The 25,582-nt window shown below is 73.4% G+C and carries 24 protein-coding genes; 12 read left to right on the top strand and 12 right to left on the bottom strand.

Features of this window, described 5'->3' with window-relative positions; all coding sequences use genetic code 11:
• Positions 1-166 precede the first annotated feature (166 nt).
• From SOM35_RS11895 to SOM35_RS11885, 3 genes are all read left to right on the top strand, one after another.
• The gene (locus tag SOM35_RS11895) at positions 167-1,360 is read left to right on the top strand and encodes an EfeM/EfeO family lipoprotein (RefSeq protein ID WP_320515539.1); all 1,194 of its coding nucleotides are present in this window, start codon (positions 167-169) and stop codon (positions 1,358-1,360) included.
• The gene (efeB, locus tag SOM35_RS11890; RefSeq protein ID WP_320515538.1) at positions 1,357-2,802 is read left to right on the top strand and encodes an iron uptake transporter deferrochelatase/peroxidase subunit; all 1,446 of its coding nucleotides are present in this window, start codon (positions 1,357-1,359) and stop codon (positions 2,800-2,802) included. Before SOM35_RS11895 ends, efeB begins: the two co-directional genes overlap by 4 nt.
• A 61-nt stretch (positions 2,803-2,863) precedes the next feature.
• The gene (locus tag SOM35_RS11885; RefSeq protein ID WP_320515537.1) at positions 2,864-4,843 is read left to right on the top strand and encodes a phospholipase C; all 1,980 of its coding nucleotides are present in this window, start codon (positions 2,864-2,866) and stop codon (positions 4,841-4,843) included.
• A gap of 161 nt (positions 4,844-5,004) precedes the next feature.
• Here SOM35_RS11885 and SOM35_RS11880 read toward each other — a convergent pair whose 3' ends face one another.
• Complete coding sequence (locus tag SOM35_RS11880; protein WP_320515536.1) at positions 5,005-5,904, bottom strand: CPBP family intramembrane glutamic endopeptidase; 900 nt, start codon at positions 5,902-5,904, stop codon at positions 5,005-5,007.
• A gap of 77 nt (positions 5,905-5,981) precedes the next feature.
• Between SOM35_RS11880 and SOM35_RS11875 the strand changes: the two genes are divergently transcribed.
• The gene (locus SOM35_RS11875; protein ID WP_221850075.1) at positions 5,982-6,677 is read left to right on the top strand and encodes a metal-dependent transcriptional regulator; all 696 of its coding nucleotides are present in this window, start codon (positions 5,982-5,984) and stop codon (positions 6,675-6,677) included.
• A gap of 13 nt (positions 6,678-6,690) precedes the next feature.
• Here the strand turns inward: SOM35_RS11875 and SOM35_RS11870 are convergent, their stop codons facing one another.
• Positions 6,691-7,335: a HEAT repeat domain-containing protein gene (locus SOM35_RS11870; protein WP_320515535.1), complete on the bottom strand. Its 645-nt coding sequence runs from the start codon at positions 7,333-7,335 to the stop codon at positions 6,691-6,693.
• Between the two features lie 90 nt (positions 7,336-7,425).
• On the opposite strand from SOM35_RS11870, the gene SOM35_RS11865 reads away from it, so the two are divergent.
• On the top strand, positions 7,426-8,379 hold the full coding sequence (locus tag SOM35_RS11865; protein ID WP_290156341.1) for an aldo/keto reductase: 954 nt from the start codon (positions 7,426-7,428) through the stop codon (positions 8,377-8,379).
• Positions 8,380-8,477: 98 nt separating this feature from the next.
• Here the strand turns inward: SOM35_RS11865 and SOM35_RS11860 are convergent, their stop codons facing one another.
• Both SOM35_RS11860 and pyrE read right to left on the bottom strand, forming a co-directional pair.
• Positions 8,478-10,484: a hypothetical protein gene (locus SOM35_RS11860; RefSeq protein WP_320515534.1), complete on the bottom strand. Its 2,007-nt coding sequence runs from the start codon at positions 10,482-10,484 to the stop codon at positions 8,478-8,480.
• On the bottom strand, positions 10,481-11,032 hold the full coding sequence (gene pyrE / locus SOM35_RS11855) for an orotate phosphoribosyltransferase (protein ID WP_320515533.1): 552 nt from the start codon (positions 11,030-11,032) through the stop codon (positions 10,481-10,483). The genes SOM35_RS11860 and pyrE overlap by 4 nt, the downstream gene beginning before the upstream one ends.
• Positions 11,033-11,143: 111 nt before the next feature.
• Here pyrE and SOM35_RS11850 point away from each other — a divergent pair, with 111 nt between their 5' ends.
• A complete protein-coding gene (locus SOM35_RS11850) occupies positions 11,144-12,829 on the top strand; it encodes a hypothetical protein (RefSeq protein WP_320515532.1) in 1,686 nt (561 codons plus the stop codon).
• A 126-nt stretch (positions 12,830-12,955) separates the two neighbouring features.
• Entirely contained in the window at positions 12,956-14,323 is a 1,368-nt protein-coding gene (locus tag SOM35_RS11845; protein WP_320515531.1) for a peptidoglycan DD-metalloendopeptidase family protein, read from the top strand.
• A gap of 112 nt (positions 14,324-14,435) precedes the next feature.
• Here the strand turns inward: SOM35_RS11845 and SOM35_RS11840 are convergent, their stop codons facing one another.
• From SOM35_RS11840 to SOM35_RS11815, 6 genes are read right to left on the bottom strand one after another with little or no spacing between them, the layout of a single operon-like run.
• On the bottom strand, positions 14,436-15,200 hold the full coding sequence (locus SOM35_RS11840) for an aminoglycoside 3'-phosphotransferase (RefSeq protein WP_320515530.1): 765 nt from the start codon (positions 15,198-15,200) through the stop codon (positions 14,436-14,438).
• Between the two features lie 54 nt (positions 15,201-15,254).
• Complete coding sequence (locus SOM35_RS11835; protein ID WP_320515529.1) at positions 15,255-15,836, bottom strand: hypothetical protein; 582 nt, start codon at positions 15,834-15,836, stop codon at positions 15,255-15,257.
• Entirely contained in the window at positions 15,833-16,516 is a 684-nt protein-coding gene (locus tag SOM35_RS11830; protein ID WP_320515528.1) for a hypothetical protein, read from the bottom strand. Before SOM35_RS11830 ends, SOM35_RS11835 begins: the two co-directional genes overlap by 4 nt.
• Positions 16,513-16,854 carry a hypothetical protein gene (locus SOM35_RS11825; RefSeq protein WP_320515527.1) on the bottom strand — a complete coding sequence of 114 codons (342 nt, stop codon included), beginning with the start codon at positions 16,852-16,854 and terminating at the stop codon, positions 16,513-16,515. Before SOM35_RS11825 ends, SOM35_RS11830 begins: the two co-directional genes overlap by 4 nt.
• Positions 16,851-17,042, bottom strand: a complete 192-nt coding sequence (locus tag SOM35_RS11820) for a DUF2273 domain-containing protein (RefSeq protein WP_111075900.1) — start codon at positions 17,040-17,042, stop codon at positions 16,851-16,853. Before SOM35_RS11820 ends, SOM35_RS11825 begins: the two co-directional genes overlap by 4 nt.
• A complete protein-coding gene (locus SOM35_RS11815) occupies positions 17,039-17,488 on the bottom strand; it encodes an Asp23/Gls24 family envelope stress response protein (protein ID WP_320515526.1) in 450 nt (149 codons plus the stop codon). Before SOM35_RS11815 ends, SOM35_RS11820 begins: the two co-directional genes overlap by 4 nt.
• Positions 17,489-17,634: 146 nt before the next feature.
• Between SOM35_RS11815 and SOM35_RS11810 the strand changes: the two genes are divergently transcribed.
• The 3 genes from SOM35_RS11810 to SOM35_RS11800 all read left to right on the top strand — a co-directional run bounded on the left by SOM35_RS11810 (position 17,635) and on the right by SOM35_RS11800 (position 22,211).
• A complete protein-coding gene (locus tag SOM35_RS11810) occupies positions 17,635-18,471 on the top strand; it encodes an exodeoxyribonuclease III (protein WP_320515525.1) in 837 nt (278 codons plus the stop codon).
• Between the two features lie 97 nt (positions 18,472-18,568).
• Complete coding sequence (locus SOM35_RS11805) at positions 18,569-20,410, top strand: hypothetical protein (protein ID WP_320515524.1); 1,842 nt, start codon at positions 18,569-18,571, stop codon at positions 20,408-20,410.
• Between the two features lie 40 nt (positions 20,411-20,450).
• Positions 20,451-22,211, top strand: coding sequence for a hypothetical protein (locus SOM35_RS11800; protein WP_320515523.1), 1,761 nt, complete (start codon positions 20,451-20,453; stop codon positions 22,209-22,211).
• A 287-nt stretch (positions 22,212-22,498) separates the two neighbouring features.
• On the opposite strand, the gene SOM35_RS11795 is transcribed toward SOM35_RS11800, so the two are convergent.
• On the bottom strand, positions 22,499-23,422 hold the full coding sequence (locus SOM35_RS11795) for an AEC family transporter (RefSeq protein ID WP_320515522.1): 924 nt from the start codon (positions 23,420-23,422) through the stop codon (positions 22,499-22,501).
• A 61-nt stretch (positions 23,423-23,483) separates the two neighbouring features.
• Between SOM35_RS11795 and SOM35_RS11790 the strand changes: the two genes are divergently transcribed.
• Both SOM35_RS11790 and SOM35_RS11785 read left to right on the top strand, forming a co-directional pair.
• Positions 23,484-24,074: a nitroreductase family protein gene (locus SOM35_RS11790; RefSeq protein ID WP_111075894.1), complete on the top strand. Its 591-nt coding sequence runs from the start codon at positions 23,484-23,486 to the stop codon at positions 24,072-24,074.
• A 21-nt stretch (positions 24,075-24,095) separates the two neighbouring features.
• A complete protein-coding gene (locus tag SOM35_RS11785) occupies positions 24,096-24,857 on the top strand; it encodes an HAD-IIB family hydrolase (RefSeq protein WP_320515521.1) in 762 nt (253 codons plus the stop codon).
• 73 nt (positions 24,858-24,930) lie between these two features.
• On the opposite strand, the gene SOM35_RS11780 is transcribed toward SOM35_RS11785, so the two are convergent.
• Entirely contained in the window at positions 24,931-25,554 is a 624-nt protein-coding gene (locus SOM35_RS11780) for a phosphoribosylanthranilate isomerase (RefSeq protein WP_320515520.1), read from the bottom strand.
• Positions 25,555-25,582 lie beyond the last annotated feature (28 nt).

Here is a 25,582-nt window from a genome sequence, read left to right as displayed (position 1 = left end):
GCGACCCCGTCGAGGGCGCTGATGACCATCCGGTGAACAGAACCGGCCTGCGGTGAACGGCAGGCGAACTGGCCCCCGAGCGACTCTATGGTTGCCCGTGATCGAGGCGAACCAGCCTCTGATCAGGGATTTCTGTGAGACTGCTCAGTTGGGACAAGCCGTGTCGATGTCTGTTCGCGCCACGACGGCCGCGGTCGTCGGCGTGCTCGGGGTCGTCGTCGCCGCTGCCCTCGTCGCCACCCACCTGACCCCGGCGAGCGCCCCGACGCCGACCCGGTACACGGTCCGCGTCGGGACCGACACGTGCGGGTTCGGTTGGCCCGGTGACGGCCGCGGGGCCCGGTCCGGCACCCAGACCCTCCGGATCGAGAACACGTCCGTGGCGGGCATCGAGGTCCAGCTCGTCGACCCGGCCGACGGTGCGGTCTTCCTCGACGCCGAGGGTCTCGGCTCCGGCGCAGCCCAGACCTACCGCGTCCGCCTGGCTCGTGGCGACTACCGCTTCCGCTGCCTGCCCGCCGACGGCGAGCCCGAGACCGGCCCGGTGGTCCACGTGCACGGTGCCACGCACGTGGCCGGTGCCGCTCCCGGGATCGTCCCGGTCACCCGTGCCGACCTGATCCCCGCCGCGAAGTCGTACGGCGACTGGATCGAGGGACGCCTGCCGGTCCTGCTCGCCGACGTGCGCGCGCTCGACGCGGACGTGCACGCCGGGGACGTCGCCGCGGCCGAGCGCGACTGGCTCACCGGACACCGCGAGTACGAACAGCTCGGTGCCGCCTACGGCGCGTTCGGCGACGACGACACCGCGATCGACGGCCTGCCGGCCTCCGGACGGACGGCACTCGACGACCCGCACCTGACCGGGTTCCACCGCCTGGAGGCCCTCCTCTGGTCCGGCGCACCGGTCACCCGGGCACTCGCCCCGGCCGACGCGCTGGTCGCGGCGGTCACGCACCTGCAGCGCGTGTTCCCGGACTCCCGCGTCGACCCGCTCGACGTCGGCCTGCGCTCGCACGAGATCCTCGAGAACGCGCTGCAGTTCGAGGTCACCGGGCGGTCGGACGCGGGCAGCCACACCACGCTGGCGACGATCGACGCGAACATCGCCGGGACCGAGCACGCGCTCGACCCCCTGCACGGGATCCTCCGGACGCGGTACCCGGAGCTCGCCGAGACCGAGCGTGCCCTGCAGTCCCTCCGCACCGAGGTCGAGTCGCACCGGCGGTCCGACGGCAGCTGGGCGGCGCTCGACGACCTGGACGGCTCGGCGCGCGAACACCTGGACGCCGCGCTCGACCGTGCCCTCGAGCTGCTCGCCCCCGTCGCCGCCATCTGTCAACCGAGGAGGACCTCGTGACCACCCCCGGACACGGCATGGACGCTGCGACCCACCGCCGGATGGTCGAGGCGCACGCACGAGCCGGACTCAGCGCGGACGGCACCGTCTGCCCGGCCGGCGGCCCGACCGCGCACACCGAACCGGCACCCGCTGACCCGGCACCGGCACCGGCACCGGCACCGGCACCAAGACCGACACAGCGCCGCCCGCTCGGCCGCCGGGCGTTCCTGACGGGCGCGGTGGGCGCCGGAGCGGGAGCCGCTGCGGCGGTGGGCCTGACCGTCGGAGGGGTGCCGGGCCTCCAGACCGAGGCAGCAGCCGCGACCCGCACGGACGACGCGAGCGCCCGGACGTCGTACGCGTTCCACGGTGCCCACCAGGCCGGGATCACCACACCGGCGCAGCGACAGTCGGCGTTCCTGGCGTTCGACACGACCGTCGGCAGCCGCGCGGAACTCGCCGACCTGCTCCGCACGATCACCGAGCGTGCCCGGGCCCTGACCCGTGGTGGGACACCGGCGGACGTCGGGATCACCGCACCGCCAGCCGACTCCGGGGTCCTCGGCCCGGACGTCCCCGCCGACGGCCTGACCGTCACCGCCAGCGTCGGTGCGTCGCTCTTCGACCACCGGTACGGCCTGGCGGGACAGCGGCCGGCCCGACTCCGCACCATGGAGGACTTCCCGAACGACGACCTGGACCGGGCGATCTGCGACGGCGACCTGCTCCTGCAGGTGTGCGCCCACAACACGGACACGGTCCTGCACGCCGTCCGTGACATCGCCCGCACGACCCGCGGCGGCATGCAGGTGCGGTGGCGACAGGACGGCTTCGGCTCCCCGCCCCGGCCGTCCGGCACGCCCCGAAACCTGCTCGGCTTCAAGGACGGCACCGGGAACCCGTCGACCACCGACCGCGACCGGATGGACGAGCTCGTCTGGACCCGCGGCGACCGGGACGGCGAACCCGCCTGGGTGACCGGCGGCAGCTACCACGTCGTGCGCACCATCCGGATGTTCGTCGAGTTCTGGGACCGCGTCTCGATGCAGGAGCAGGAGGAGATGATCGGCCGCCACCGCGACTCCGGGGCTCCCCTGACCCGCAGCGACGAGTTCGACGACCCGCGGTACCAGGACGACCCCACCGGCGACGTCATCCAGATGGACGCGCACATCCGGCTCGCGAACCCGCGCACGGCCGAGGCCCAGAAGCAGCAGATGCTCCGTCGTCCGTACAACTACGACAACGGCACCGACGCGAACGGCAACCTCGACATGGGCCTGCTGTTCGCGTGTTTCCAGGCGGACCTCGACCGGCAGTTCGTGGCCGTGCAGAAGCGCCTGGTCGACGAGCCGCTCGTCGACTACGTCTCGCCGGTCGGCGGCGGCTACTACTTCGCCCTCCCCGGCGTCCGACACGCGGACGACTGGCTGGGGCGCGGGCTCCTCGCCCGGACCTGAGACCCGCTCCACTGGCCCGTCACCCACGACACCGAACGCCCCACCCAGAAAGAGGACCCACGTGTTCCGACCCTCCGAGCGACGTCTCCAACAGGGAGCGCTCGCCGTGATGGCCCTCGCGGCCGTCGCCGCGACGGCCCTCGCCGTCCCGCAGTCGGCGTCCGCCGCCGACAACTCCCTGAACACCACCACGCCGATCAAGCACGTCGTCGTGCTGTACGACGAGAACGTGTCGTTCGACCACTACTTCGGCACCTACCCGAAGGCCGCGAACACGGACGGGACGCCGTTCACCGCCGCCGCCGGGACCCCCGCCGCGAACACGCTCGTGTCCTCCGGGACGCTGACGAAGAACCCGAACGCCTACGCCCCGTCGCGGTTGACGCCCGCGCAGGCCCTCACCTGCGACCAGAACCACAACTACCTGCCCGAGCAGAAGGCCGTCGACGGCGGTGCCATGGACAAGTTCGTCGAGAGCACCTCGGTCGACACCTGCACCGGCCTGTACGGCTCGCCCGGTCTCACGATGGACCACTACGACGGCAACACGACCACCGGGCTCTGGAACTACGCCCAGAACTACGCGATGAGCGACAACGCCTGGGACACCGGCTTCGGACCGTCCACCCCCGGTGCGCTCAACCTGATCAGCGGCAACACCCACGGTGGCACCGGCGTCGACTCGGTCACCGGAGCGCCCGTCGTCACCTCGACCGCGGTCGTCGGGAAGGACGCCGCCGGCCAGGGCACCGTCATCGCCGACCCGGACCCCGCCTTCGACGACTGCTCCGACAAGGACCACACGTCGACGTCGAACCTGGTGAAGATGTCGGGGAAGAACATCGGCGACCTGCTCAACACGGAGGGCGTCACCTGGGGCTGGTTCCAGGGCGGCTTCGCACCGACCACGGCCGCCGCGGGAGCCGGGTCGTTCGCCAAGTGCGACGCCTCTCGGACCAACGTCGGCGGCACCGTCGTCACCGACTACTCGCCGCACCACAACCCCTTCGCCTACTACGCCTCGACGTCGAACCCGCACCACCTCGCGCCGACGAGCGACAGCATGATCGGGTACACCGACCAGGCGAACCACCAGTACGACCTGACCGCGTTCGACACCGCGCTCGCCGAGCACCGGATGCCGGCGGTCTCCTTCCTCAAGGCCCCCGAGGCCCAGGACGGCCACGCCGCGTACTCCGACCCGTTGGACGAGCAGGAGTTCCTGACGTCGAAGATCAACGAGATCGAACAGTCCCCCGAGTGGGCGAGCACCGCGATCGTCATCAACTACGACGACTCGGACGGCTGGTACGACCACGTCGCCCCGACCGTCCTGAACGGGTCGACCGACTCGTCGAACGACACCACGGTCTGCACGACGGCCGCCACGAAGGTCGGCGTCGCCGGTGGCTACCTGGACCGCTGCGGCCCCTCGCAGCGCCTGCCGTACCTGGTCATCTCGCCCTTCGCCAAGCAGAACGCCGTCGACCACACCGCGATCGAGCAGACCTCGACCACGAAGTTCATCGAGGACAACTGGTCGACCGGCCGCATCGGTGACCAGTCGTTCGACGCACGCGCCGGATCGATCCGGGGCATGCTCGACTTCGCCCACCCGCAGCAGCGCGAGGTGCTGCTCGACACCAGGACCGGCGCGGTCAGCCGGATCGTGTCGACGGCAGCGACCCCGACTCCGACGCCCACCCCGACGCGGACGCCGACCGGCACGCCCGGTTCCGGCAGCGGTAGCGGCACCGGCACGGGCAGCGGCACCGGCACCGGCACGGGCACGCCCGGCACGGGCACGCCCGGCACGGGATCCGGGACGGGTACCAGCCCGACCGCGGGCACCGGGGCCGGAACCGGCACCGGGACCGGCGGACGGACGGTCGCCGACCCGCCCCAGACCGGCGCGCACGCGAACCGGCTCGCCTACACGGGCGCGCAGCTCACCGGCGTCTCGATCGCCACGATCGTGTTCCTGATGGCGGGCATCGGCCTGATCGTGCTGCGTCGTCGCCAGCTCCGCCGTCGCGCCTGACGGGTCCGCACCGGCGGTGTCCCGGAGCGTCCTGCGCTCCGGGGCACCGCCTCCCCGTCTCCGTCAGCGCGCGCGTCCCCGCCAGCACGGGTCTCCGCCAGCGCGCGAGCGAGCCCGCGTCCCAGCGGGTCAGCGCGCCAGCGGGTCAGCGCGCGCCGCCGTCAGCGCGCGAGCGGCACCGGTCCCACCCCGGCCGGGAGGCCCGCCCCACCCCCGTCGACACCCGTGCGGTCCATCGCGGGCACGGTCCGCCACCGGCGCCCCAGCCGCCAGGCCCGGTCGTCCCGCCAGGCGACCAGCGCGCCGGCGACGACGCCGAGCAGCAGCACCGCGAACGACGCCAGGCCGAGCAGCCCGACGAGGAAGAAGTCGAGCCCGGCACCCCGCGAGGCACTGACCGCGATCGCACCGAAGTCCCAGAACGCGTGCAGCAGCACCGGGGCGAGCAGGTTGCCGGTCAGCCGCCGCGCCAGGTAGAGCGTCGACCCGAACGAGGCGGCGAACACCACCTGCACCACCGTCTGGGACACCGGCGCCCCGGCCAGGATGTTCACGAAGTGCAGCAGCCCGAACAGCACGCACGACGCGATCCACACCCCGAACTCGGGCAGGCGCCGCCGCAGTCCGACGAGCAGGACACCGCGGGTCAGCAGCTCCTCGAAGACCCCGACGAGCAGCACCCCGACCGTGAGGAGCAGGAAGTAGTCCACCGACTTCCCGGCCCAGTCGACCAGCGGCAGCCGTCCGATGCACACCGCCAGGATCAGGACCGGCGCGAGCACCGTCCACCGTGGGCGCCCGCGGGTCGGGTCGACGGTCGCGATCCGCCACCAGCCGAGCGCGGTGACCAGCACGACCATCACCCCGGCGACGATCGACTCCGGCAGCACCAGGTCGTGCAGGACACTGTCGGTCGTCAGGCCGAGCGAGTCGTAGTCGTCGCTCGGGCGCGAGCGGACGATGCTGTACGTCGCGAAGAGCACCAGCGGAGCGATGCCGACGAGCAACGACGGCGGGACCGGCCACCACCGTCGGCGGCGACGGACGGCGGGAGGCTGCACGGGGGTCACCCTGACGGTTGTACCAGTGTCGACCGTCCCGGTGTCGACCGGAGCGGTGTCGGTCGTACGATTGCCCCATGCGTCTGCCCTCGCTCAGCACCATGGCGGAGGACTACGTCAAGCTCGTCTGGAAGGCCTCCGAGCGCGGTGGCGACGGCGGTCTCGCCACGCGGGACATCGCCGCAGCCCTGCACGTGTCCGCCTCGACCGTGTCCGGCAACCTCCGGAAACTCGACCGCGACGGGCTGATCGAGCACACGCTGTACCGCGGCGTGGTCCTCACCCCGCTCGGGCAGCAGGCCGCCGTCGCCATGGTCCGCCGACACCGCCTGATCGAGACGTTCCTGGTCGAGCGGCTCGGCTACTCGTGGGACGAGGTGCACACCGAGGCCGAGGCGCTCGAGCACGCGGTGTCGGAGACCTTCCTCGACCGGGTCGACGCCGACCTGGGCCACCCGACGCACGACCCGCACGGCGACCCGATCCCGAGCGCGGACGGCGTCGTGCCGGACTCCCCCGGCTCGCTCCTCGGCACGGTCGACCCCGGCGTCTGCGGGACCGTCGAGCGGGTGTCCGACGACGACCCGGCGCTGCTGCGGTACTTCGACGAGCTCGGTGTCGGACTGGGGACGCACCTGCGGGTCGAGCAGGTGCGGGACTACGCGGGGGTGGTGGCGGTCTCGCGGCGTGACGCCGGCGGGGCGGAGGCGCTGGTGGACCTCCCGGCCGCCGCCGCGACCGCCATCTGGCTGACGCCCGACGCCCCGCACTGACCGGCAGGCCGCGTCAGCCCTTCGCCGAGCGCGTCCGGCCGAGGGCGACCTCTCGCCGCGCCCGGGCGAGCGCCAGCGCCGACCCGGCGTCCGGGTCCTCGAGCAACCGCGCCGTCTCGGCCGCGTGCTCGCGGACGGCCGCGCTCCGGTGCGACGCCGCCGCGTCGAGGACCGGCGAGGCGATCTCCGCCCCGAGCCCGGCGAGCGCGCGGCTCAGCGCCAGCCGGGTCTCCTCGTCCCCGTGGCCGAGCTGCACCGCGAGGGTCCGTGCCAGCGCGGGCTTCGCGTCCTCCGGGGCGAGCAGCGCCGCAGCACGCCAGGCCGTCCGTGCGACCCCGGGGTCGATGTCACCGAGCAGCCGCGCCACCTGCGGGTACACCGACCCGTCGCGGATCTTCGACAGCGTGTGCAGCGCCTGACTCCGCGCCTGCGCCTCCGGCCGGTCCAGTTCGTCGAGCAGGCGCGGGACGACCACGTCGGCCGGCAGGCGCACCAACGCCCACGTGAGCATCTCCCGCACCTGCAGGTCCGGCTCCACGGCGCACTGCGCCACGAGGAGGTCCAGCTCGTCCACCGAGGGGGTGGCCCCGGCGGCCATCACCGCCCGCAGACGGACGGCGGGGCGGGGGTCGGTGAGGTACGAGGAGAGCGTCGGCATGGCTCCTCCACCTCACCCCGCGCACCTGAGTGGCAGCCCGGCGAGGGGCATAGCGTGGAGGAGTCCGTACCGACTTGAAAGGACTGCAGCATGCCCCGCATCGGCTCCAGTGACCTCACCGTCTTCCCCCTCGCCCTCGGCGGCAACGTCTTCGGCTGGACCGCGGACGAGGCCACCTCGCACCGGGTCCTCGACGCCTACACGGGTGCCGGCGGCGACTTCATCGACACCGCGGACGTGTACTCGGCGTGGGGTGACGGCAACTCCGGCGGCGAGTCCGAGACCGTGATCGGCTCGTGGTTCGCCGCGTCCGGCAAGCGTGACGACGTGACGATCGCCACGAAGGTGTCGCAGCACCCCGAGTTCCCCGGTCTGTCGGCGGACAACGTCGCGAAGGCCGCACGCGCCAGCCTGCAGCGCCTCGGCACCGACCGGATCGACCTCTACTACGCCCACTTCGACGACCAGGACACCCCGCTGGAGGAGACCGTCCGCGCCTTCGACCAGCTCGTCCGCGAGGGCCTGGTCCGCTACACCGCGATCTCGAACTACTCGGACGAGCGCGCCGCGGAGTGGATCCGCCTGGCGAAGGAGCACGACCTGGCCGTGCCGGTCGCGATCCAGCCGCACTACAACCTCGTCACCCGCGAGCCCTACGAGTCGGACATCGCACCGCTCGCGGCTCGGGAGCACCTGGGCGTCGTGCCGTACTTCGCGCTGGCCGCCGGCTTCCTGACGGGCAAGTACCGGACGAAGCAGGACTTCGCGGGCAAGGACCGCGAGGGCCAGGTCTCCGGCTACTTCTCCGACCAGGGTCTGGCAGTCGTGGACGCCCTGTCCGAGATCGCGTCCGCGCACTCGGCCGAGATCGCCTCGGTCGCGCTCGCCTGGCTGCAGGCACAGCCGGACGTCGTCGCCCCGATCGCCTCGGCGCGCAACACCGAGCAGCTGCCGGCGCTCCTCGCCTCGGCGGAGCTCGACCTCAGCGCGGAGGAGCTGCAGACGCTCACCGACGTGTCGGCGGCGGTCCCCGCGTCCTCCTGACCAGGGCACGGTCGCGGATCGCGACCGACTGACGGACGGGAGGCTCCCCACCAGCTGGTGGGGAGCCTCCCGTCCGTCACATGGTGCGTCGGCGTCCGTCAGCCGCCGCTGCCGGGCGGCTGCACCGAGAGCGCTGCGGCCGGGCTGCTCGACGGGGACGCCGGGTGGTCGTCGATGGTGTTGCCGCGGATCCACGTGGTGATGAGCAGCACGAGGACCAGCAGCACCACGATGATCGCGATCGAGCCGTAGACCAGGAGCTGTTTGCCGCGACGCCCCTCGTTCTGCAGGCGGGCGAAGCCCTCGTTGATGAAGTTGTCGCGATCGGCCGCGTTCGCTCCGGAGCCTGCTGCTGCGGGCTGCTCGGGTCGGGCGACGGCGGGCATCATCCGGGTGCTGGTGTCCTCCCGCGGGCCGGCGTCGCGGAGTTGCTGGATCGCCTCGGTGCCGAACAGGTCCTTGATGACGCCGGTGTCGCTCGTCTCGCGGCCCTGCCACTCGGACTGGTCGATGTCCTCGGGCGCGAGGCCGCGCGGGCTCGGCGTGCCGTCGTCGTCGCCGGCGGGGCCCGCTGCCGTCGGCGTCTGCCAGTCCGGCATCGGCCACGCGGCGGCGTGGTCCTGCGGTGCGGGGCTCTGGCGTGCGGGGTCCTGGCGCGTGAGGTCCTGGCGTGCCGGGTCCTGGCGTGCGGGCTCCTGCCGTGCGGGCTCCACGAGTGGTGGGACGGCCGATCGTCGGTCGGTGCCGTCGTCGTCGGCTTCCCACCACGGCACCGCGGGGGTCGGCAGTGCCGAGGGCGACGGGACTGCGGGCGGCGGGACCGCGGCGGCGGACCGCGGCGAGAACGCAGCCGTCGGGGCGGAACCGCGGTCGTCGGCCAGGTCGTCGTCGGCGTCGGCGGCGGCGTCGGCGTCGGCGGCGCGGGTGTCGGCGTCCGGCGCGTCGACCGTCGTGTCACGAGGGACCATGACGTCCACGTCGCCGGGGAAGACCTCGCCGGTACGGGCCGCGTCGTCGCTGAGGGACCAGCTCGACCCCGAGGGGGTGGTCCGCTCGTCGGCACGGTCGGAGTCCGGCACGGTGCCGCTCGCCGGCACCACCGCCGGGGTGGCGGCGGCCGGCGGAACGGGGGCGGCCGGCGCCGCGGCAGCGGGCACGGCGGGTGCAGCGGGCGCACTCGCCGACTCCTCGACGGGTTCGGCGCCCAGGCCGGTGCCAGTCGCCCAGGACTCCGCCGCGACCAGGTTCGTGTCGAAGGCGTCGCGGGTCAGGGTCGTCGGGACCTCGCCGGTCTGGTCGTCCAGCAGGGACCAGTCGAAGGGACGGTCAGCCTGGGGAGCGGCGTCGACGTCGTCGCCCAGGCGGAGGAGCTCCGTGAAGGTCGGCGGCTCGGACGTCGGCGGCAGCGCGTCCTGCACCCCGAGCGGCTGCGCGTCCGGACCGCCGCGGAACGGCGGGGGCACCGGCGCGGACTGCACGGACTCGGGCGGCAGCGGTGTCGCGGACGGACGGGCCCGGCCGAGCCAGTCGACGTCGTCACGCCCGACGCCGTCCGGGTCGGTGCGGCGGCGCTCGTCCTCGATCGCCCGGGCCTCGGCGGCACGGAGGTCGCGGTCCGAGCGCGCGGTCGGCAGCGTGATGGCACGGGGGTCCGGCGCGTTCGACACCGGCGGCACGGCGGCGGGCGGCGGTACCCGGCCGGCGACGCCACCGGGCAGCGCGAGTTGCTCGGGCATCGAGATCGCCTGGGTCGCCGCAGGGTCGACCTCGGTAGCGGGTTCATCGCGCTCGTCGGCGTGCGGCTCGTGGTCCGCCTGCTCGTGGTCGGCCTGCGGGGCTGACGCGGGCACGGAGGCCGGGGCGGTGAACGGCTCGGGTTCGGGCTGCCCCGCCTGCCGGGCGGCCCGTTCGGCCTCCCGACGCTCGCGGCGGGACGGCCACTCCTCTTCCGTGATCGGCGCACCGAAGATGTCGGCCGCACTGCGGAGACCGTGGAACGGAGCGTCCGGATCGGGACCGCGCCGAGCCTCCTGTCCGTCGCCCCCGTCTTCGGGCGCGACCGACCGGTCGGACTCGTCGCGCCCCTCCGGACGCTCCTCGGTCACGCGGACAGCCCCAGGTCGGCCAGCCCGATCGCCGCGAGGTAGGGGTAGCCGGCTGCCTCGATCTTCTCCTTGGCGCCGGTGTCCCGGTCGACGACGACGGCGACGGCGACGATGACGGCGCCCTCACGCTCGAGTGCTTCGGCGGCCTTGAGGGGCGAGCCGCCGGTGGTCGAGGTGTCCTCGAGCACGATGACGCGCTTGCCGCGGACGTCCGGGCCCTCGACCTGGCGGCCGCGGCCGTGGTCCTTGGGCTCCTTGCGGACGACGAAGGCGTCGTACGAACCACCGCGCGCTGCCGACTGGTGCAGCACGGCGCTCGCGATCGGGTCGGCGCCCATCGTCAGACCACCGACGGCGTCGACGTCCGGGATGCTCGCGATGAGGTCGGTCATCACCTGGCCGATCAGCGGCGCGACGCGGTGGTCGAGGCTCACCTTGCGGAGGTCGATGTAGTACGACGCCTGCTTCCCGCTGGTCAGCGTGAAGTCGCCGTGGAAGACCGCATCGGCCTTGATGTGCTCGATCAACTGCTCGCGCGCGTGGGTCACGAGGGTCAAGGGTAGCGGCGACCGCCGTTCCGCGCCCACCCGGCCGTGCTGTGCACTCCCCCAGGGCGCACTGTCCGGCTGCTCCGATGCCGACGCCGGTACGCTCCGGTCATGCCCCTCGCCCGTCCGCGGGACGGCGTCCGACCGATCGAGGCCGGCGACCGCCGCCCGCGATCCGCCCTCGCCCGGGCGGTCGCGCACGAGGCCGTCGGAGCGGTGCTCGCCCTGGTGCTCGCGGTGGTGGCGCTGCGGCACGTGCTCGCCACGGCGCGGGTCACGCTGCTCTGGTACGACGGCGACTCGGTGCTCCTGCCGCTGGTCGCACGCTCGATCGCACTCGGGCAGCCGTTCGAGTGGGCGATGTCCCCGGCGCTGTTCTTCTTCCCCGAGCTGCCGGTGTACCTGGCGACCGCGGCGGTGACCACGACACCGCAGCAGGCGCTGGCGCTGAACGGGGTGCTCGTGCTGCTCGCCGTGTACGCGCTCGTGCGGGCGGCTGCGAACGAACTCATGCCGTCGGCCGCGCGACCAGCACGCGTCGCCGTGTCGGTGATCGCCGTGGTCCTGCTCACCATGCTCGTGCTGACGGAGTCGTCGGCGACCGCGACCTCGCTCGAGCTGGCCTCGCTCCTCCTCACCACGACCTACTACTACGGCGCGGTGCTCGCGATGCTCGGGACCGCCGTCCTGGTGCTCCGGGCGGTCCGCACCGGGCGAGCCTCGGTCCCCGTCCTCGTGACGCTCGGCCTCGTGGCGGCGCTGAGCACGGCCTCCAACCCGCTCTACGTGCCGTGGTCGGCGGCACCGGTCGTCGTCACGCTGGCGCTGCTCGCACTCGCCCGCCGCGTGCCCTGGCGACCGGCAGTCTGGGTGGCGGCGACGCTGACGCTCGGTGCGGTCGTCGGGTACCTCCTGCGGATCCCGCTGCGGCCCTTCGTCTCGCTCGACCCCTCGACCTACGTCCACCCGGAGCAGGCCGGGGCGACCGCGGCCTTCTTCGCATCGCTCACCGACGACCGGGCGGCCTCGGCGGCCGGGGACGCCGGACTGCTCCTGATGCTGCTCGGGGTGCTGCTCAGCGCGGGCGGCACGGTCTGGGCCTGGCGTGCACGGACCTCCCGGACGGTGCTCGTGGCGACCGCGCTGCCCCTCGTGACGATCGTGGCGGTGTCCGTCGGGGTGGTCGTCGCCGGGTCGGAGACGCCGCGCTACCTCGAGCCGGTCGTCGCGATGCCGCTGCTCGCCGTCGTCGCGGTGTGCGAGCTCACCCGCACCGCGGTCCGCCGGACCCGGGTGCACCGACCGGTGCGCGGCCTGCGGACCGCGCTGGCGGTCGCGGCGGCAGCGGTGCTCGTCCTCGGCGTCGCCGTGACACCGGGCACCGTCCGGACCGTCGCCGTGGCGCGGTACGCCCCGGTGACCTGCCTGGACCGCTGGGTCGACGCGCAGCGGAGCGACGGGCGGGACCCGGTCGGCGTCGGCCAGTTCTGGACCGTGCGTCCGCTCGCCGCCTACGCCGAGCAGGACGTCCGGCTGCTGCAGGTCCGCGACTCGTTCGACACCTACCCGTGGCTCGTCGACCTCGGCGCGTACCGGGACGCGCGACCGGACTACGTCGTGATCGGGTCCGGGGACGTCTGGACCACGCCGGTCGAGGACTCGCTCGGTCGCCCGGCGACGATCACGCACTGCACCGGGTACGACGTCTACGACTACGCGGGCACCCGGGGCGCGGAAGTGCTGCGGCAGCGGGTCGTCGGGTCGGCGGAGCAGATCCTGCGCGACCGGGGGTTCTGAGCCCGGCCGCCCGCGGGCTCTGCAGCGGGGTACTCGTCCTCCACAGGCCGATCTGCGTGCCCGAGTCCTCCACAGCGGAGCGTCGCCGCAGGGTTCCACCTGTGTGGATGTATAGGCTCCGTTCCGATGTCTCGCTCCGTGGTCCCCGCTCCCCGTCCCCGCTCCGCCTCGGCGGGCCGTCGACGCCTGCTCGCCACCGCGCTCGCGATCGCCGGCCTGGTCGGCTCGCTCGTGCTCGACGCGCCGGTCGCCCAGGCGGCCTCGTACCCGTCGTGGGACGACGTGGTCGCGGCCCGCGGCAAGGAGTCCGCGAAGCAGTCGCAGATCGTCGAGATCCGCGGCATCATCGCGGACTTGGCAGCAGAGGCCGACGCCGCCAGGGCCGAGGCCGAACGGCTGGGCGAGGCGTTCCAGGAGGCCCAGCGCGCCGCCCTCCGCGCCGCCGAGAAGGAGCAGGCGCTCCGCGACGACGCCGAGGAGCACGCCGAGGTCGCCGAGGCCAGCGCTGCGCAGGCCGGCCGGTTCGCCGCGCAGATGGCCCGCTCCGGCGGCGCCGACGTCACCACCAGCGTGATCACCGGCGGCGAGGACTCCCGTGACCTGCTCTACGACCTCGGGGCTCTGAGCAAGCTGTCGGAGCAGGCCGAACGCGTCGAGACCGCAGCCACCACCGACGCCTCCGTCGCCCGATCCCTCACCGCCCAGGCCGACCGGGCCGCACTCAAGCTCGCGGACCTGGCCCAGGCCGCGCAGGACCGGATGGGCGAGGCGCAGGCCGCCTCCGACCGGGCGCAGGCCGCCACCGACGAGCAAGAGGGCAACAAGTCCCGGCTCGAAGCGCAGCTCACCTCGCTGACCTCGGGTCGCGCCACGACCGAGGCGCAGTACGAGAAGGGCGAGCGGATCCGCAAGGCGGAGGAAGAGCGCAAGCGCAAGGCGCTCGAGGCCGAGATCGCCCGTCAGCTCCGTGCCCAGCAGGCTGCGGCCGCGGCGGCCGCCGCGAACCAGGGCGGCGGCGGGGGCGCCGGCGGCGGCGGTTCGTCCGCCGGTGGTGGCGGTGGCGCCCCCGTCGGCTCGGGCTCCGGGTCGGGCTGGGTCCGTCCCGCCGGCGGCTGGATCACCAGCGGCTACGGGGTCCGTGTGAACCCCTACACCGGCGCGGTCGCCATGCACGACGGCCTCGACCTGGGCAGCGGTTGCTCCACGCCGATCGTCGCCGCGTCCGCCGGCACGGTCGAGTACGTCGGCCGCTACGGCGGGTACGGCAACTACGTCCGCATCGACCACGGCGGCGGCGTCAAGACCGCGTACGGCCACATCGTCGACGGCGGGTTCCGGGTCTCCCCCGGGCAGCAGGTCGGGGCGGGGGCGCTCGTCGCACTCGTCGGGTCGACCGGCAACTCGACCGGGTGCCACCTGCACTTCGAGACGCACGTCGGCGGCGGCACGGTGAACCCGGTCGGGTTCATGGCCGCGCGCGGGGTCGGCTTCTAGACCGCGTCGGCTGTGCGGCCCGGTCCGTCGTCGCGGCCCGGTCCGTCGTCGCGGCCCGGCCCGTCGTCGCGGCCCGGCGTCGCGGCCCGGCCCGGCCCAGCCCGTCGTCCGGTCAGGGCCGGGAGGCTCCTGCCGCACCTCGCGGGTCGTCCACGTCGTCGACGTCCAGCTCCCACAGCATCCGGTACCAGGCGGTCCGGTCACGGTCCTGCGGCACCCCGTACGCCTCGTGGAACAGGTCGTCCCAGCCGGGTCCGTGGTTCCAGCCGAGACTCATCGACGCCACCGCCAGGTCCGCCCACCGGTCCGCGACCCCGAGGTCGCCCAGGTCCACGTGCCCGACCCACCGGCCGTCGTCGCCGACCAGCGTGTTCGGCGTGCAGGCGTCCCCGTGGCAGACGACCAGCTGGTCGGTCTCCGGCGTCGACCCCATCGCGTCGACGTCCCGCCCCGCTGCCCGTGCACGGTCGACCCGTTCGTCGGTCGACCAGACGAACGGACAGGCGGCCACGGGCAGGGTCTCGTGCAGCGCCCGCAGCCCCTCGCCGACCGCGATGACCGCCGTGCGCGGGTCGTCGTGCCACCGCGGGTCGACCGCGCTCCAGCCGACGACGGGCCGGGTGACCATCCAGGCGCCGGACCCGTCCGCTCCGTGCTCGACGACCTCCGGCACGGTCAGCCAGCGGCCGGCCCACTGCAGGCGCGCGACCTCCGCGGCGACCCACGGCGCGTAGTGCGGCGGGACCCACTTCACGTACAAGTCGGCTCGGTCGGGGGCCGGTCCGATCCGGAAGGTCTTCCCACCCGCGGTGTTCACCCACACCGGCACGAGGGTCCGGCCCTCGGCGAGCTCGGCGACGGCGTCCGGCACGGTCACCGGCGCATCCGGTTGCCCGCCGCGGCCGGCGAGGTCGTCGGTCGGCGCCACGGCTCAGCGCACCCGGTCGGGCCGCGACGATCCGCCGCGGACGATCCGGAGCAGCACCGGTAGTCGCTGCCCGAGCAGTGCGTCGAGGTCGCGGACGACGTCCTCGACCCGGTCGACGACCTCCCGGGGTGGTGCCCCGCGGCGGGTGCGGACAACGATCCGGACGGCGGTGCGGCGGCGGACGCGGCGGACGTCGACCGCCAGGGACGCGACCTGCGGCAGCGGCGTGATCGCCGCCGAGAGGGCGTGCTCGACGGCTGCCGCCTCGATCCGGACCTGCCCGGGCAGCCCGCCGTCGGGCCCGTCGTCCTCGAGCACGGTGCCGGTCCGGCCACCCCCGATCGAGCCGAGGACGAGGAGCGCGAGGATGCCCAGGACGACGGCCCCGCCGAGCGCCCACCACCACGCCGAGGTGTCGGCCGCGCCGGTGCGGAGGCCGCCGAGCGTCCGGTCCGCTGCCGTGCGCCAGACGTCCGCCGCGGCGGGCAGCGTCTGCACCAGCACGGCGGCGGCGCCGAGCGCCAGGAACACCAGCCCGACCAGCACCAGGACGACGCGGCCGAGCGTGCGGTTCGTGCCGTTCATCCGTCGATCCGACCGGTCGAGCGGACGCGCACCCGGGCAGTGAGCGGCGGGACGGCGTCGACGGCAACCAGTTCGCGCTCGACGGCCTCGGTGGCGGCGACCACGGCGACGTCCACGCCGGAGGCCGGCAGCAGGACGACGTCGAGGGTCCGTCGGCCGACCGAGCCGACGGCCGCGTCCGGTGCCAGGCGGGTGGCCGAGCGTGCGGCGCGGGCCGCGGCGGAGGCCAGGACCTCGTCGTCGACGACCACGCCGAGTCGCGCGGAGCGGATCGCGTGCCGGGGTCGACGCGCGGGCAGGACGCCGTGCAGCAGGAACCAGAGGCCGAGCAGGGCGACCACGGCCCCGATGGCGACGACCACCGCGTCGAGCAGACCGTCCGGGACACGGACTGCGGCGTCCACGACGGCACGGGGGTCGACGCCGGCGATGCGCTCGTCCAGCAGCGCCACGACCGCGGCGGTCCCCACGGCCGCGGCGACCACCAGGAGCAGGACCATCGCGACGACGACGGTGGGGGTCCGGGGCGCCGAGGTCTCGCGACGGACGATGCGGCGCAGGAAGCGATCGGCGTCTGCCGGTGGGGCCTTCGTGACCGGCTCCGACCCGGGCGCGGCACTGCTCCCGTCACTCGTGCTCGCCGGAAGTGAGTCCGCCGGACGCGTGACTGCCGGGCTCACCGGACCCTCCGCGGCACGTCCAGCACGGCGGACGAGAACGTCACCGAGACACGCTCGACCTTCCGTCCGGTGATCGTCCGGAACCGCTCGGCGATCGCGGCACGGGCTCGGTGCGCCGTCGCGAGGACGGGCTCGTCGGGGACCGCGTGCGAGCCGAGCGCGGGCAGGGTCAGCGGGCTGGTGACCTCGACCGCCAGTGCACCGCGACCGTCGTCGACGACCCGGGCACGGACCTCCCGGAGGGGTGCCCGGAGCGCCTCGGCGGCGACGGCCTGCGCGGTGTGGACGAGGGCGGGGGCCGCGATCCGGTCGGTGCCGGGCAGCGCGGGTGCGCTCACGAGGAACTCCGACGCCCGCGGAGGACGTCGAGGAGACGGCGGACGTCGACGTCACCGCTGACGATCCGCCCGATCAGCCCACCGAGTGCGATCGCGACCGCCACCACGACGAACGCCCAGAACCCGAGCGTCAGGGCGACGACCGCCAGGACCGCCCCGACGGCCATGCCGACGACGGTGGTGTTCACCGGACGCGCGTCTCGGGCGCGGCGGCGGGAGCGTCGAGTGCGGGGATGTCGACGTCGATGATCGCGATGTTGACCTCGGTCACCTGCAGCCCGACGAGGTCGGTGACGGCGTCGGTCACGGCCTGCCGGACGGCGGAGGCGACCTCCTGCATCGGCATCGGGTAGGCGACGACGAGCGTCAGGTCGACCGCGGCCTGGGTCTCGCCGACCTCGACGCGGACGCCCTGCCCGAGGTCGCTCGAGCCGATGGCGTCGCGGATCGCGCCGAAGGCCCGCGCGGTGTTGCCGCCGAGGGCCACCACGCCGGGGACGTCGCGGGCGGCGATGCCGGCGACCTTGGCGACGACCGCGTCGTCGATGACCGTGCGGCCCTTCGCGGTCACCTGGGTCGTGGTGCTGCCGGTGGTGGTGCCGTCCACGCGGTCGGAGTTCGCCGTCGTTGCCATGAGTGCCTCCTGTGGTGCTGGTCGGATGTGCGTCCAGGGAACACCCTGCCACCGGAGCGCGCCCGCGGACAGGGGGCGGGCCTCCCGGGTGGGTACCCCGCTGCTGTCGGGGCGGGCGGTCGGCCGCTCCCGGTAGGTTCGATCCCATGCGCGTCGCGACCTGGAACGTCAACTCCGTCCGCACCCGAGTCGGCCGGGTCGTCGACTGGTTGGTGCGTGAGGACGTCGACGTCCTCGGCATGCAGGAGATCAAGTGCAAGCCCGAGCAGTTCCCGGTCGAGGCGTTCGAGGCCGCCGGCTACACCGTGGAGGCGCACGGCCTGAACCAGTGGAACGGCGTCGCGTTCGCCAGCCGCCTGCCGATGGCGGACGTCACCCGGGACTTCCCCGGCCAGCCCGGCTTCCTCAAGGGGCAGGAAGGTCCGGACCTGCCGGTCGAGGCCCGAGCCATCGGCGTCACGGTCGAGGGCGTCCGGCTGTGGAGCCTCTACGTCCCGAACGGCCGCGAGCTCGGTGACCCGCACTACACGTACAAGCTCGACTGGCTGGCGCAGTTGGCCGACCGGACGACGGAGTGGTTGCAGGCCGAGCCCGACCTGCCCCTCGCACTGATGGGCGACTGGAACGTGGCTCCCTTCGACGACGACGTCTGGGACGTCCGGGTCTTCGAGGGCTCCACGCACGTCAGCGAGCCCGAGCGCGCGGCGTTCCGGGCGTTCGAGGAGCGCGGGCTGCAGGACGTCGTCCGCTCCCTCGTGCCGACCGGGTACACGTACTGGGACTACAAGCAGCTGCGCTTCCCCCGCAACGAGGGCATGCGCATCGACTTCGTGATGGGTTCGCAGGCGTTCGCAGACGTCACCGTGGGGGCCACGATCCACCGTGACGAGCGCAAGGGCGACGCCCCGAGCGACCACGTGCCGGTGTCGGTCGACCTGGACCTCGAGACGGCGCTCGACGACGACCGCCCGATGATCTTCTGATCGGCGTCGATTCCCTCTCCGTCGATGTATTTTACATTTGACATGAGAGAGTAGTGATCCTGACGACCAGCACCCCAGCTGTTCGGGAAGGACCACAGTGCACAACCGACCCACCCTCGCGGGCGCCACCGCCCTCGTCGCGACCATCGCCTCCGGACTCGTGCTGGCCGGCACCGCCGACGCCGCCCCCGCCGACGCCACCGCGACGAAGGCGACGACGACCACCGCGGCGCACGACTCCCGAGCGCAGCGCGAGATCATCCCCGAGTACCCGGACCTCCCCGGCTCCTCGACCCTGCTCCTCACCGTCAACGGCGAGTGGGAGACCGAGTACGGGCAGGACCTGCCGCTCTGGGTCGTCCCGGACGACGACGACGACATCGACAACGACGTCCCGATCGACCTCTCGCTGCGTTCCAGCCACGACGGCACCCTGACGGTCGTCGAACACGGTGACCCGTACGACCCGACCGACGACGCCGTCGTCCTCGAGACCCCGGTCGAGGCCGGCACGAGCGACGTCTCGTTCGCGGTGCCGGACAGCAACTGGGACTACTCGATGTACGTCGTCACGGCGGACGGGCAGCGCACCCGACCCGAGCAGTTCACGCTCGCCGTCGGGGGTCAGGACGTCCAGGACCTCGCCGGGACGTACTCGGACGTGGCGGGCAGCTCGGACCAGCGGATCACGGTCACCGGCTCGACCTACGCGAACGAGCGCGTCGAGATCGTGACCGACGACGGCGAGCGGTACTCCACGCGCTCGCGGGAGGACGGTCGTTTCGGCATCAGCTACTTCGGGTCGACCGCGCGCACCGAGGTCGTCGTCGAGCACAACCAGCTCACCAACGGCGCCCAGGTCGTCCCGTTCGAACAGGTCGAGCCGGGCGAGGGTGACCCGTCCCTGGTCTGGCCGATCGTGGACCTCGGGGACCTCCGCTCCCTGTTCGGTCTCTTCGTCGGCGGCGAGGAAGGGCGTGAGAGCGCGTACCTCACCACTGCGTCCAGCGCGGGGCTGCAGTGGCGTCTCGGCCCGGAGGACATCGCGGGCAACAACGCCGTGGGGTGGTCGATCCCGAACGTCGACGTGTCCGGACCGATCATCCTCGAAGGCAACACCTGCGTCACCGCCGGAGACGACGGTTCGCTCCGTTCCGCGGCCTGCATCCGTGACGAGGACGGCGACCCGAGCCAGACCTTCACCGCGGTCCTGCGCGACGGCGACACGCTGCTGCGCCTGGCATCGGACGAGTCCCGCTACCTGACCCTCGGCGCCGACGGCATGATCGTCCTCGGTGACGAGGCCGACGCGGCGGTGCTCGCCTACGTCGACCAGTACGAGTCCTCGTGGTCGGTCGACGAGCCCGCACCGTCCGTCGCGGACCGCTCCGTCCGGCTGTCCGGCACCGCGATCCCCGGTGCCGTCGTCACGGTCGACGGCACCCCCGTCGAGAACGGCACCGGCGCCCGGTCGGCGAAGGACGCGCGTGCGATCGCCGCGGGCGGTTCCTGGAGCACGACGCTGCACGACCTGCCGATCGGCCAGGCCCGCACGTTCGAGGTCCAGCAGCTCATCGACGGCGTCGTCGTCGCCCAGAGCGAGCAGACCGTCCGCATCGACGCCGGAGACCTCTCGGGCGTGACCAGCGCGTTCCGCGACGACGTCACCCTCCCGGCCCAGATCACCGGCGACGCCGAACCCGGGGCGACGATCCAGCTGCTCGACGGCGGGGTCCCGGTCGAGGGTGCCACGACGACAGCCGCGGCCGACGGTGACGCCGCCGGGTCCTTCGTGCTCGACGTGCCGGCTCCGAACGCAGCCGGTCCGCACGAGTTCGCAGTCGTGCAGGTCCTCGACGGCGCCGCGGTCGGGACGCCGACCACGGTGACGATCGACTACGGCGCCGGTGTCACCGTCGACGCTCCCACCGCGTCCTGAGCCCACGGCCGACAGCCCCCCTCACCTCGAAAGGCCTTCCGTGAAGTACCGCCCGTTCCTCCTCGGCACCGCCGTGCTGACCGCCGCCCTGTGCGCCGGGACCGCCACGGCGCCGGAGACCGCCACCGCGAACACCACCGGCGCGCAGACCAGCGCCACCATCCCCCAGCTCCCGGTCATCCCGGGCAGCACCACCACCATCACCGCCGTCGACGGTGCAGCGCCCGAGAGCACCTCCGGCGACCGGCCCCGCTTCGACGTCGACCGCAACGACGTGACCGCCACGGTCGAGTCCAGCGCCGCCGGCACCCTCACCGTCGTCGACCGCAACGACCCGTGGAAGGCGGACGACGACGAGGTGGTCGCCACGACCGCCGTCACGGCCGGCACCACGGACGTGGAGTTCACCGTCGAGGACGGGCGGTGGGACATCGACGCCTTCGTGGTGACGGACGACGACCGCCAGACCAGCCCCGCGCACGCCACGGTCCGCAAGGCACTCGCCGAACCGGAGGACCTGAAGATCTGGCAGAAGGGCAGCGCGGGCAACCGCCGCCAGACCGTGATCGGAACCACCTACCCGGGTGCACAGATCCGCGTCGTCGACGTGTACGACAAGGAGTACCGCACGACGGCACGTCCGGACGGCCTCTTCGGGGTCTCGTTCGCCGGCGAGTTCTCCATCGCCACGGTGACCATCGCGGTCGGCAACGACGAGATCGTCGTGACGCCGCAGCAGGCGGGCGCGGCCCCGGTCGGGCCGACCGACCCCACGCTGGCCTGGCCGATCATCGAGGACAAGGACCTCCGCGGTGGCCGCGCCCTGTTCGCGAGCGCCACGGCCGGCGAAGCGGTCGCGCTCGAGCCGGTCCGCTCCGGCGAGGGCCTCCTGCAGGAGATCACGTGGGACTCGAAGCCGACTGACGAGGCCACCGCCAAGACGCTCTCGTGGGCGGTCCCGAAGACCGGCACGACCGCGCAGGTCGTCGTGAACGGCAACCGCTGCGTCCAGCCGGCCAGCAGCGCGGCGTCGGACGGACGGGTCATCCTCTCGACCTGCCGCACCAGCGACCGGGTCCAGCAGTTCACCGCCGTCGAGCGGACCGGCGGAACCGTCCTGCAGTCGCGGTCGAACCGCGACTGGTACCTCGCACTCGGCGACGACGGTCGAGTCGTGGTGGGTTCGTCGGACGACGCGGCCCAGCTCGCCGCCGAGGACGACTACTCCGACTCGTGGTCCGTCGAGGACCCCGTGGCGGACGTCGCCGACCGGAGCATCACCCTGTCCGGCACGAAGATCCCCGGAGCGACCGTGACGATCAACGGCGCACCGATCGAGTCCGTCGCCACCCGTGCCGCGGGTGACGACTCGACGTGGACGACCACGCTGCGCAACCTGCCGGTCGGTGTGGAGCAGACGCTCGTCATCGAACAGCTCGTCGGCAGCTCGATCGTCGGCCAGGAGGAGCGCACCGTCCAGCTCGACGCGACGGACCTCGCCGAGGTGGCCGGCCGCTTCGACGAGGACGTGACCCGGCCCGCGCAGGTCACCGGCACGGCCGTCCCCGGCGCCACCGTCCAGCTCCTCCGTGACGGTGCCCCGGTCGGGACCCCGGTCATCGCGGGCGACGAGGCAGCGGGCGGCGCGTTCACGGTCGACGTGCCGGCCCCGAACGCCGGGGGCGTGCACACCGTGACCGTCGAACAGCTCCTCGACGGCATCGCAGTCGGCCCGGACCGGTCCGTGGACCTCGACTACGGCGCCGCCGTCAGCATCGAGGGTGCCGAGCGCGGCCGCTGACCGCGACGCGACCGCGGTGCGCCGGCCTGCACCGACGAGCGACGGGAGGCGCGCACCAGCCGGGTGCGCGCCTCCCGTCGCGTCGACCGGCCGTCTCGACTCCGCCCGGTCGACTCCGACCGGTCGGCGCCGCTTCCGGCGCCCCGACACCCCGCTCACCTCCGCCGAGCGGTCACGATCTGTCGCTCCGGCCGGCCGGGACCGACACTTCGAGACCACTCGGCGGCGACCCGACGGCGCGTCAGGCGGACGGGAGGCGCGCCCCGGCCCCGCCACGCGCCTCCCGCCTACGGGTGCAGCAGCGCCGCGATCCCGACCAGGACCGGCACCGACCCGACGGTCGTGAGCAGCACCACGTCCCGAGCGACCGGCACCGCGGCGCCGTACCGCTGGGCGTAGTTGAAGACGTTCTGCGCCGCCGGCAGCCCACCCAGGACGGTCAGGACGAACACGTGCTCGGCGTCCAACCCGAACGCGTACCGGGCGAGCAGGAACGCGACGGTCGGCATCACCAGGAGCTTCACCCCGCTCGCCAGCAGCACGTCGACCCGGGTGGCCGCGTCCCGCAGCGGTGCGGCGCCGTGCAGGTTCATCCCGAACGAGAGCAGCACGACGGGGACCGCGGCGCCGCCCACCAGGGCGAAGGGTTCGAGGACCGGGTCGGGCAGCTGCACCCCGGTGACCGAGCAGAGCAGGCCGAGCAGCGACGCGATGATGAGCGGGTTCGACACCGGCCCGAGCACGCGGCGTCGCCACCCGCCACCGGAGGCCGTGGCCACGTCGAGGACGGTCAGGGCGATCGGCGCCATCACGACGAGCTGCAGCATGATCACCGGCACCACCGCGGTCGCCTGCCCGAGCACGTAGACGGCGACGGGCAGTCCGATGTTGTTCGCGTTCGAGTACGAGGCGGCGAGCGCTCCGACGGTCGTGGTGGTGAGCGGACGCCGGAGCACGAGTCCGAACACCAGGGCGGTGCCGGCGGCGACGGACAGTGCGGTGATCGCGGAGACGGCGAGCATCGGGGAGAACAGCGTCCGGACGTCGGCCGTGGCGATCGTGTGGAACAGCAGGCACGGCATGAGGACGAAGAACGCCAGCCGGCTCAGCACGAACTGCGCGTGGGGTCCGAGGAGTCCGGCGCGACCGACGCCGTAGCCCGTGACGATGACGGCGCCGATGATCGCGAAGCCGATCAGGACGCCACTCATCCTGCCCATCTTCGCAGGCCCGGGGGGAAATAGCCGCGCGCAGGCGGTTGTTCCGGCAACCATGACCACGCAGACGACGCTCTCCCGCTCCACGGACTCCAGCCAGCCCCTCGTGCCCCTGCTCGAGGAACGGTGGAGCCCGCGCTCCTACGACGAGACCGCGACGATGACGGACGCGCAGCTCGACGCCGTCCTCGAGGCCGCCCGCTGGGCGCCGTCCGCGATGAACCTGCAGCCCCGCCGCTTCGTCGCCGCCCGCCGTGGCACGGACGCGTTCCGTAAGGTCACCGAGAACCTGCTCGGCTTCAACGCCGCGTGGGCGTTCCGCGCCAGCGCGCTGGTCGTCGGGATCCTCGAGACCACGAACGAGGACGGCGAGCCGCTGCGCTTCGCCGAGTACGACCTGGGCCAGTCGCTCGCTGCGCTGACCGTCCAGGCGCACGCTGAGGGCCTGCACGTGCACCAGATGGCCGGCATCGACGCCGCGGGCCTGTCCGCCGCGTTCGACCTGCCCGAGCGCTTCGTGCCGTTCACCGTCACCGCGGTGGGCACCGTCGCCGACCCGTCGGTCCTCGACGAGAAGGCTGCCGAGCGTGAGGTCGCCCCGCGTACCCGCATCCCCCTCGACGAGGTCGTGCTCGTCAAGGAGTAGCCGCCTGGCATGATCGAGGGCATGCCTGCACCTCGCCTCGTCGCCTTCGATCTCGACGACACGCTCGCCCCCTCGAAGTCCCCGCTCGATCCGCAGATGCTCGAGACCTTCGCGGCCCTGCTCGAGGTCATACCCGTCGCCGTCATCAGCGGCGGGAACTTCCAGCAGTTCGAGCAGCAGCTCGTCACGCCGCTCCGGAAGCGTCCGGGGCTGCGCCTCGACGACCTGCACCTCATGCCGACGTGCGGCACCCGGTACTACGCGTGGGAACTGGACTGGACCCTGCAGTACGCCGAGGACCTCACCGAGGACGAGAAGGCCCGCGCCCTCGCCGCGGTCGAGGCGCAGGCGAAGGCCGCCGGCTACTGGGAGTCCGAGACCTGGGGCGCGATCCTCGAGGACCGCGGTTCGCAGATCACGTTCTCGGCCCTCGGCCAGTCGGCTCCGGTGGACGTCAAGAAGCGCTGGGACCCGACCGGTGCGAAGAAGGACGACCTGCGTCGCCTGGTGCAGGCCGAGCTGCCCGACCTCGAGGTCCGCTCCGGCGGCTCCACGAGCATCGACATCACGCGCAAGGGCATCGACAAGGCGTACGGCATGCAGCGCCTCGCCGAGCTGACCGGCATCGCCCTGTCGGACATGCTGTTCGTCGGCGACCGCCTGGACCCGGAGGGCAACGACTACCCGGTCAAGGCCCTGGGCGTGCCCACGCACGCGGTCGAGGGCTGGGAGGACACCGACGCGTTCCTCCGTGAGCTCATCCCGACGCTCCGCAAGGCCTGACGAGCGCTCCGCACGGCCTGACGAGTACGGACACGGCCAGGAGGCCCGACCCGCGTCTCAGAGACCGCCCGCCTCAGGGGATGCTGCGGACCGCCTCGACGAACGCCCGGATCGCGCGGACGTCCTTGACGCCGCGTTCCGACTCGACGCCGCTCGAGACGTCGACGCCGTCCGGGTCGAGGCGCTGCACGAGCCCGGCGACGTTCTCCGGGGTGAGGCCGCCGGCCAGGATCCAGGCCTCGTCGACGGTGCCGGTCAGGGTCGCCGGGTCGACGAGGTGTCCGCTGCCGGGGACGGCCGCGTCGAGCAGCAGCAGGTCGTGGTCGAACGCGGCGCGCCGGTTCGCGGTCTCGGCCAGGTAGTCGGCGGCGGCCAGGGCGCGGATCGTGAAGAAGCCGGCGTCGCGGGCACGGGCGAAGTCGGCGGCGGACTCGCGGCCGTGCAGCTGGACGGTGGTGAGCCCGACGGCGGAGGCGATGCCCACGACCTCGTCGATCGGCTGGTCCCGGAACACCCCGACGGCGTCGATGCCCTCCGGCAGGCGCTCGACGAGCTCCTTCGCGGTGTCGGCCGTGACGGTGCGGGGGCTGCCGGCGGCGAAGACGAACCCGACGGCGTCTGCACCGGCCTCGACGGCGGCGTCGACCGTCTCCGGGGTGGAGAGGCCGCAGATCTTGATCCATCGCTGGTCGCTCATGCACCCATCCTGCCTGATCGATCGCAGC

The organism is Curtobacterium sp. CFBP9011 (genome assembly GCF_034045095.1).
Taxonomy (GTDB): Bacteria; Actinomycetota; Actinomycetes; order Actinomycetales; family Microbacteriaceae; genus Curtobacterium.
This window is presented reverse-complemented; position numbering and strand designations above follow the sequence as displayed.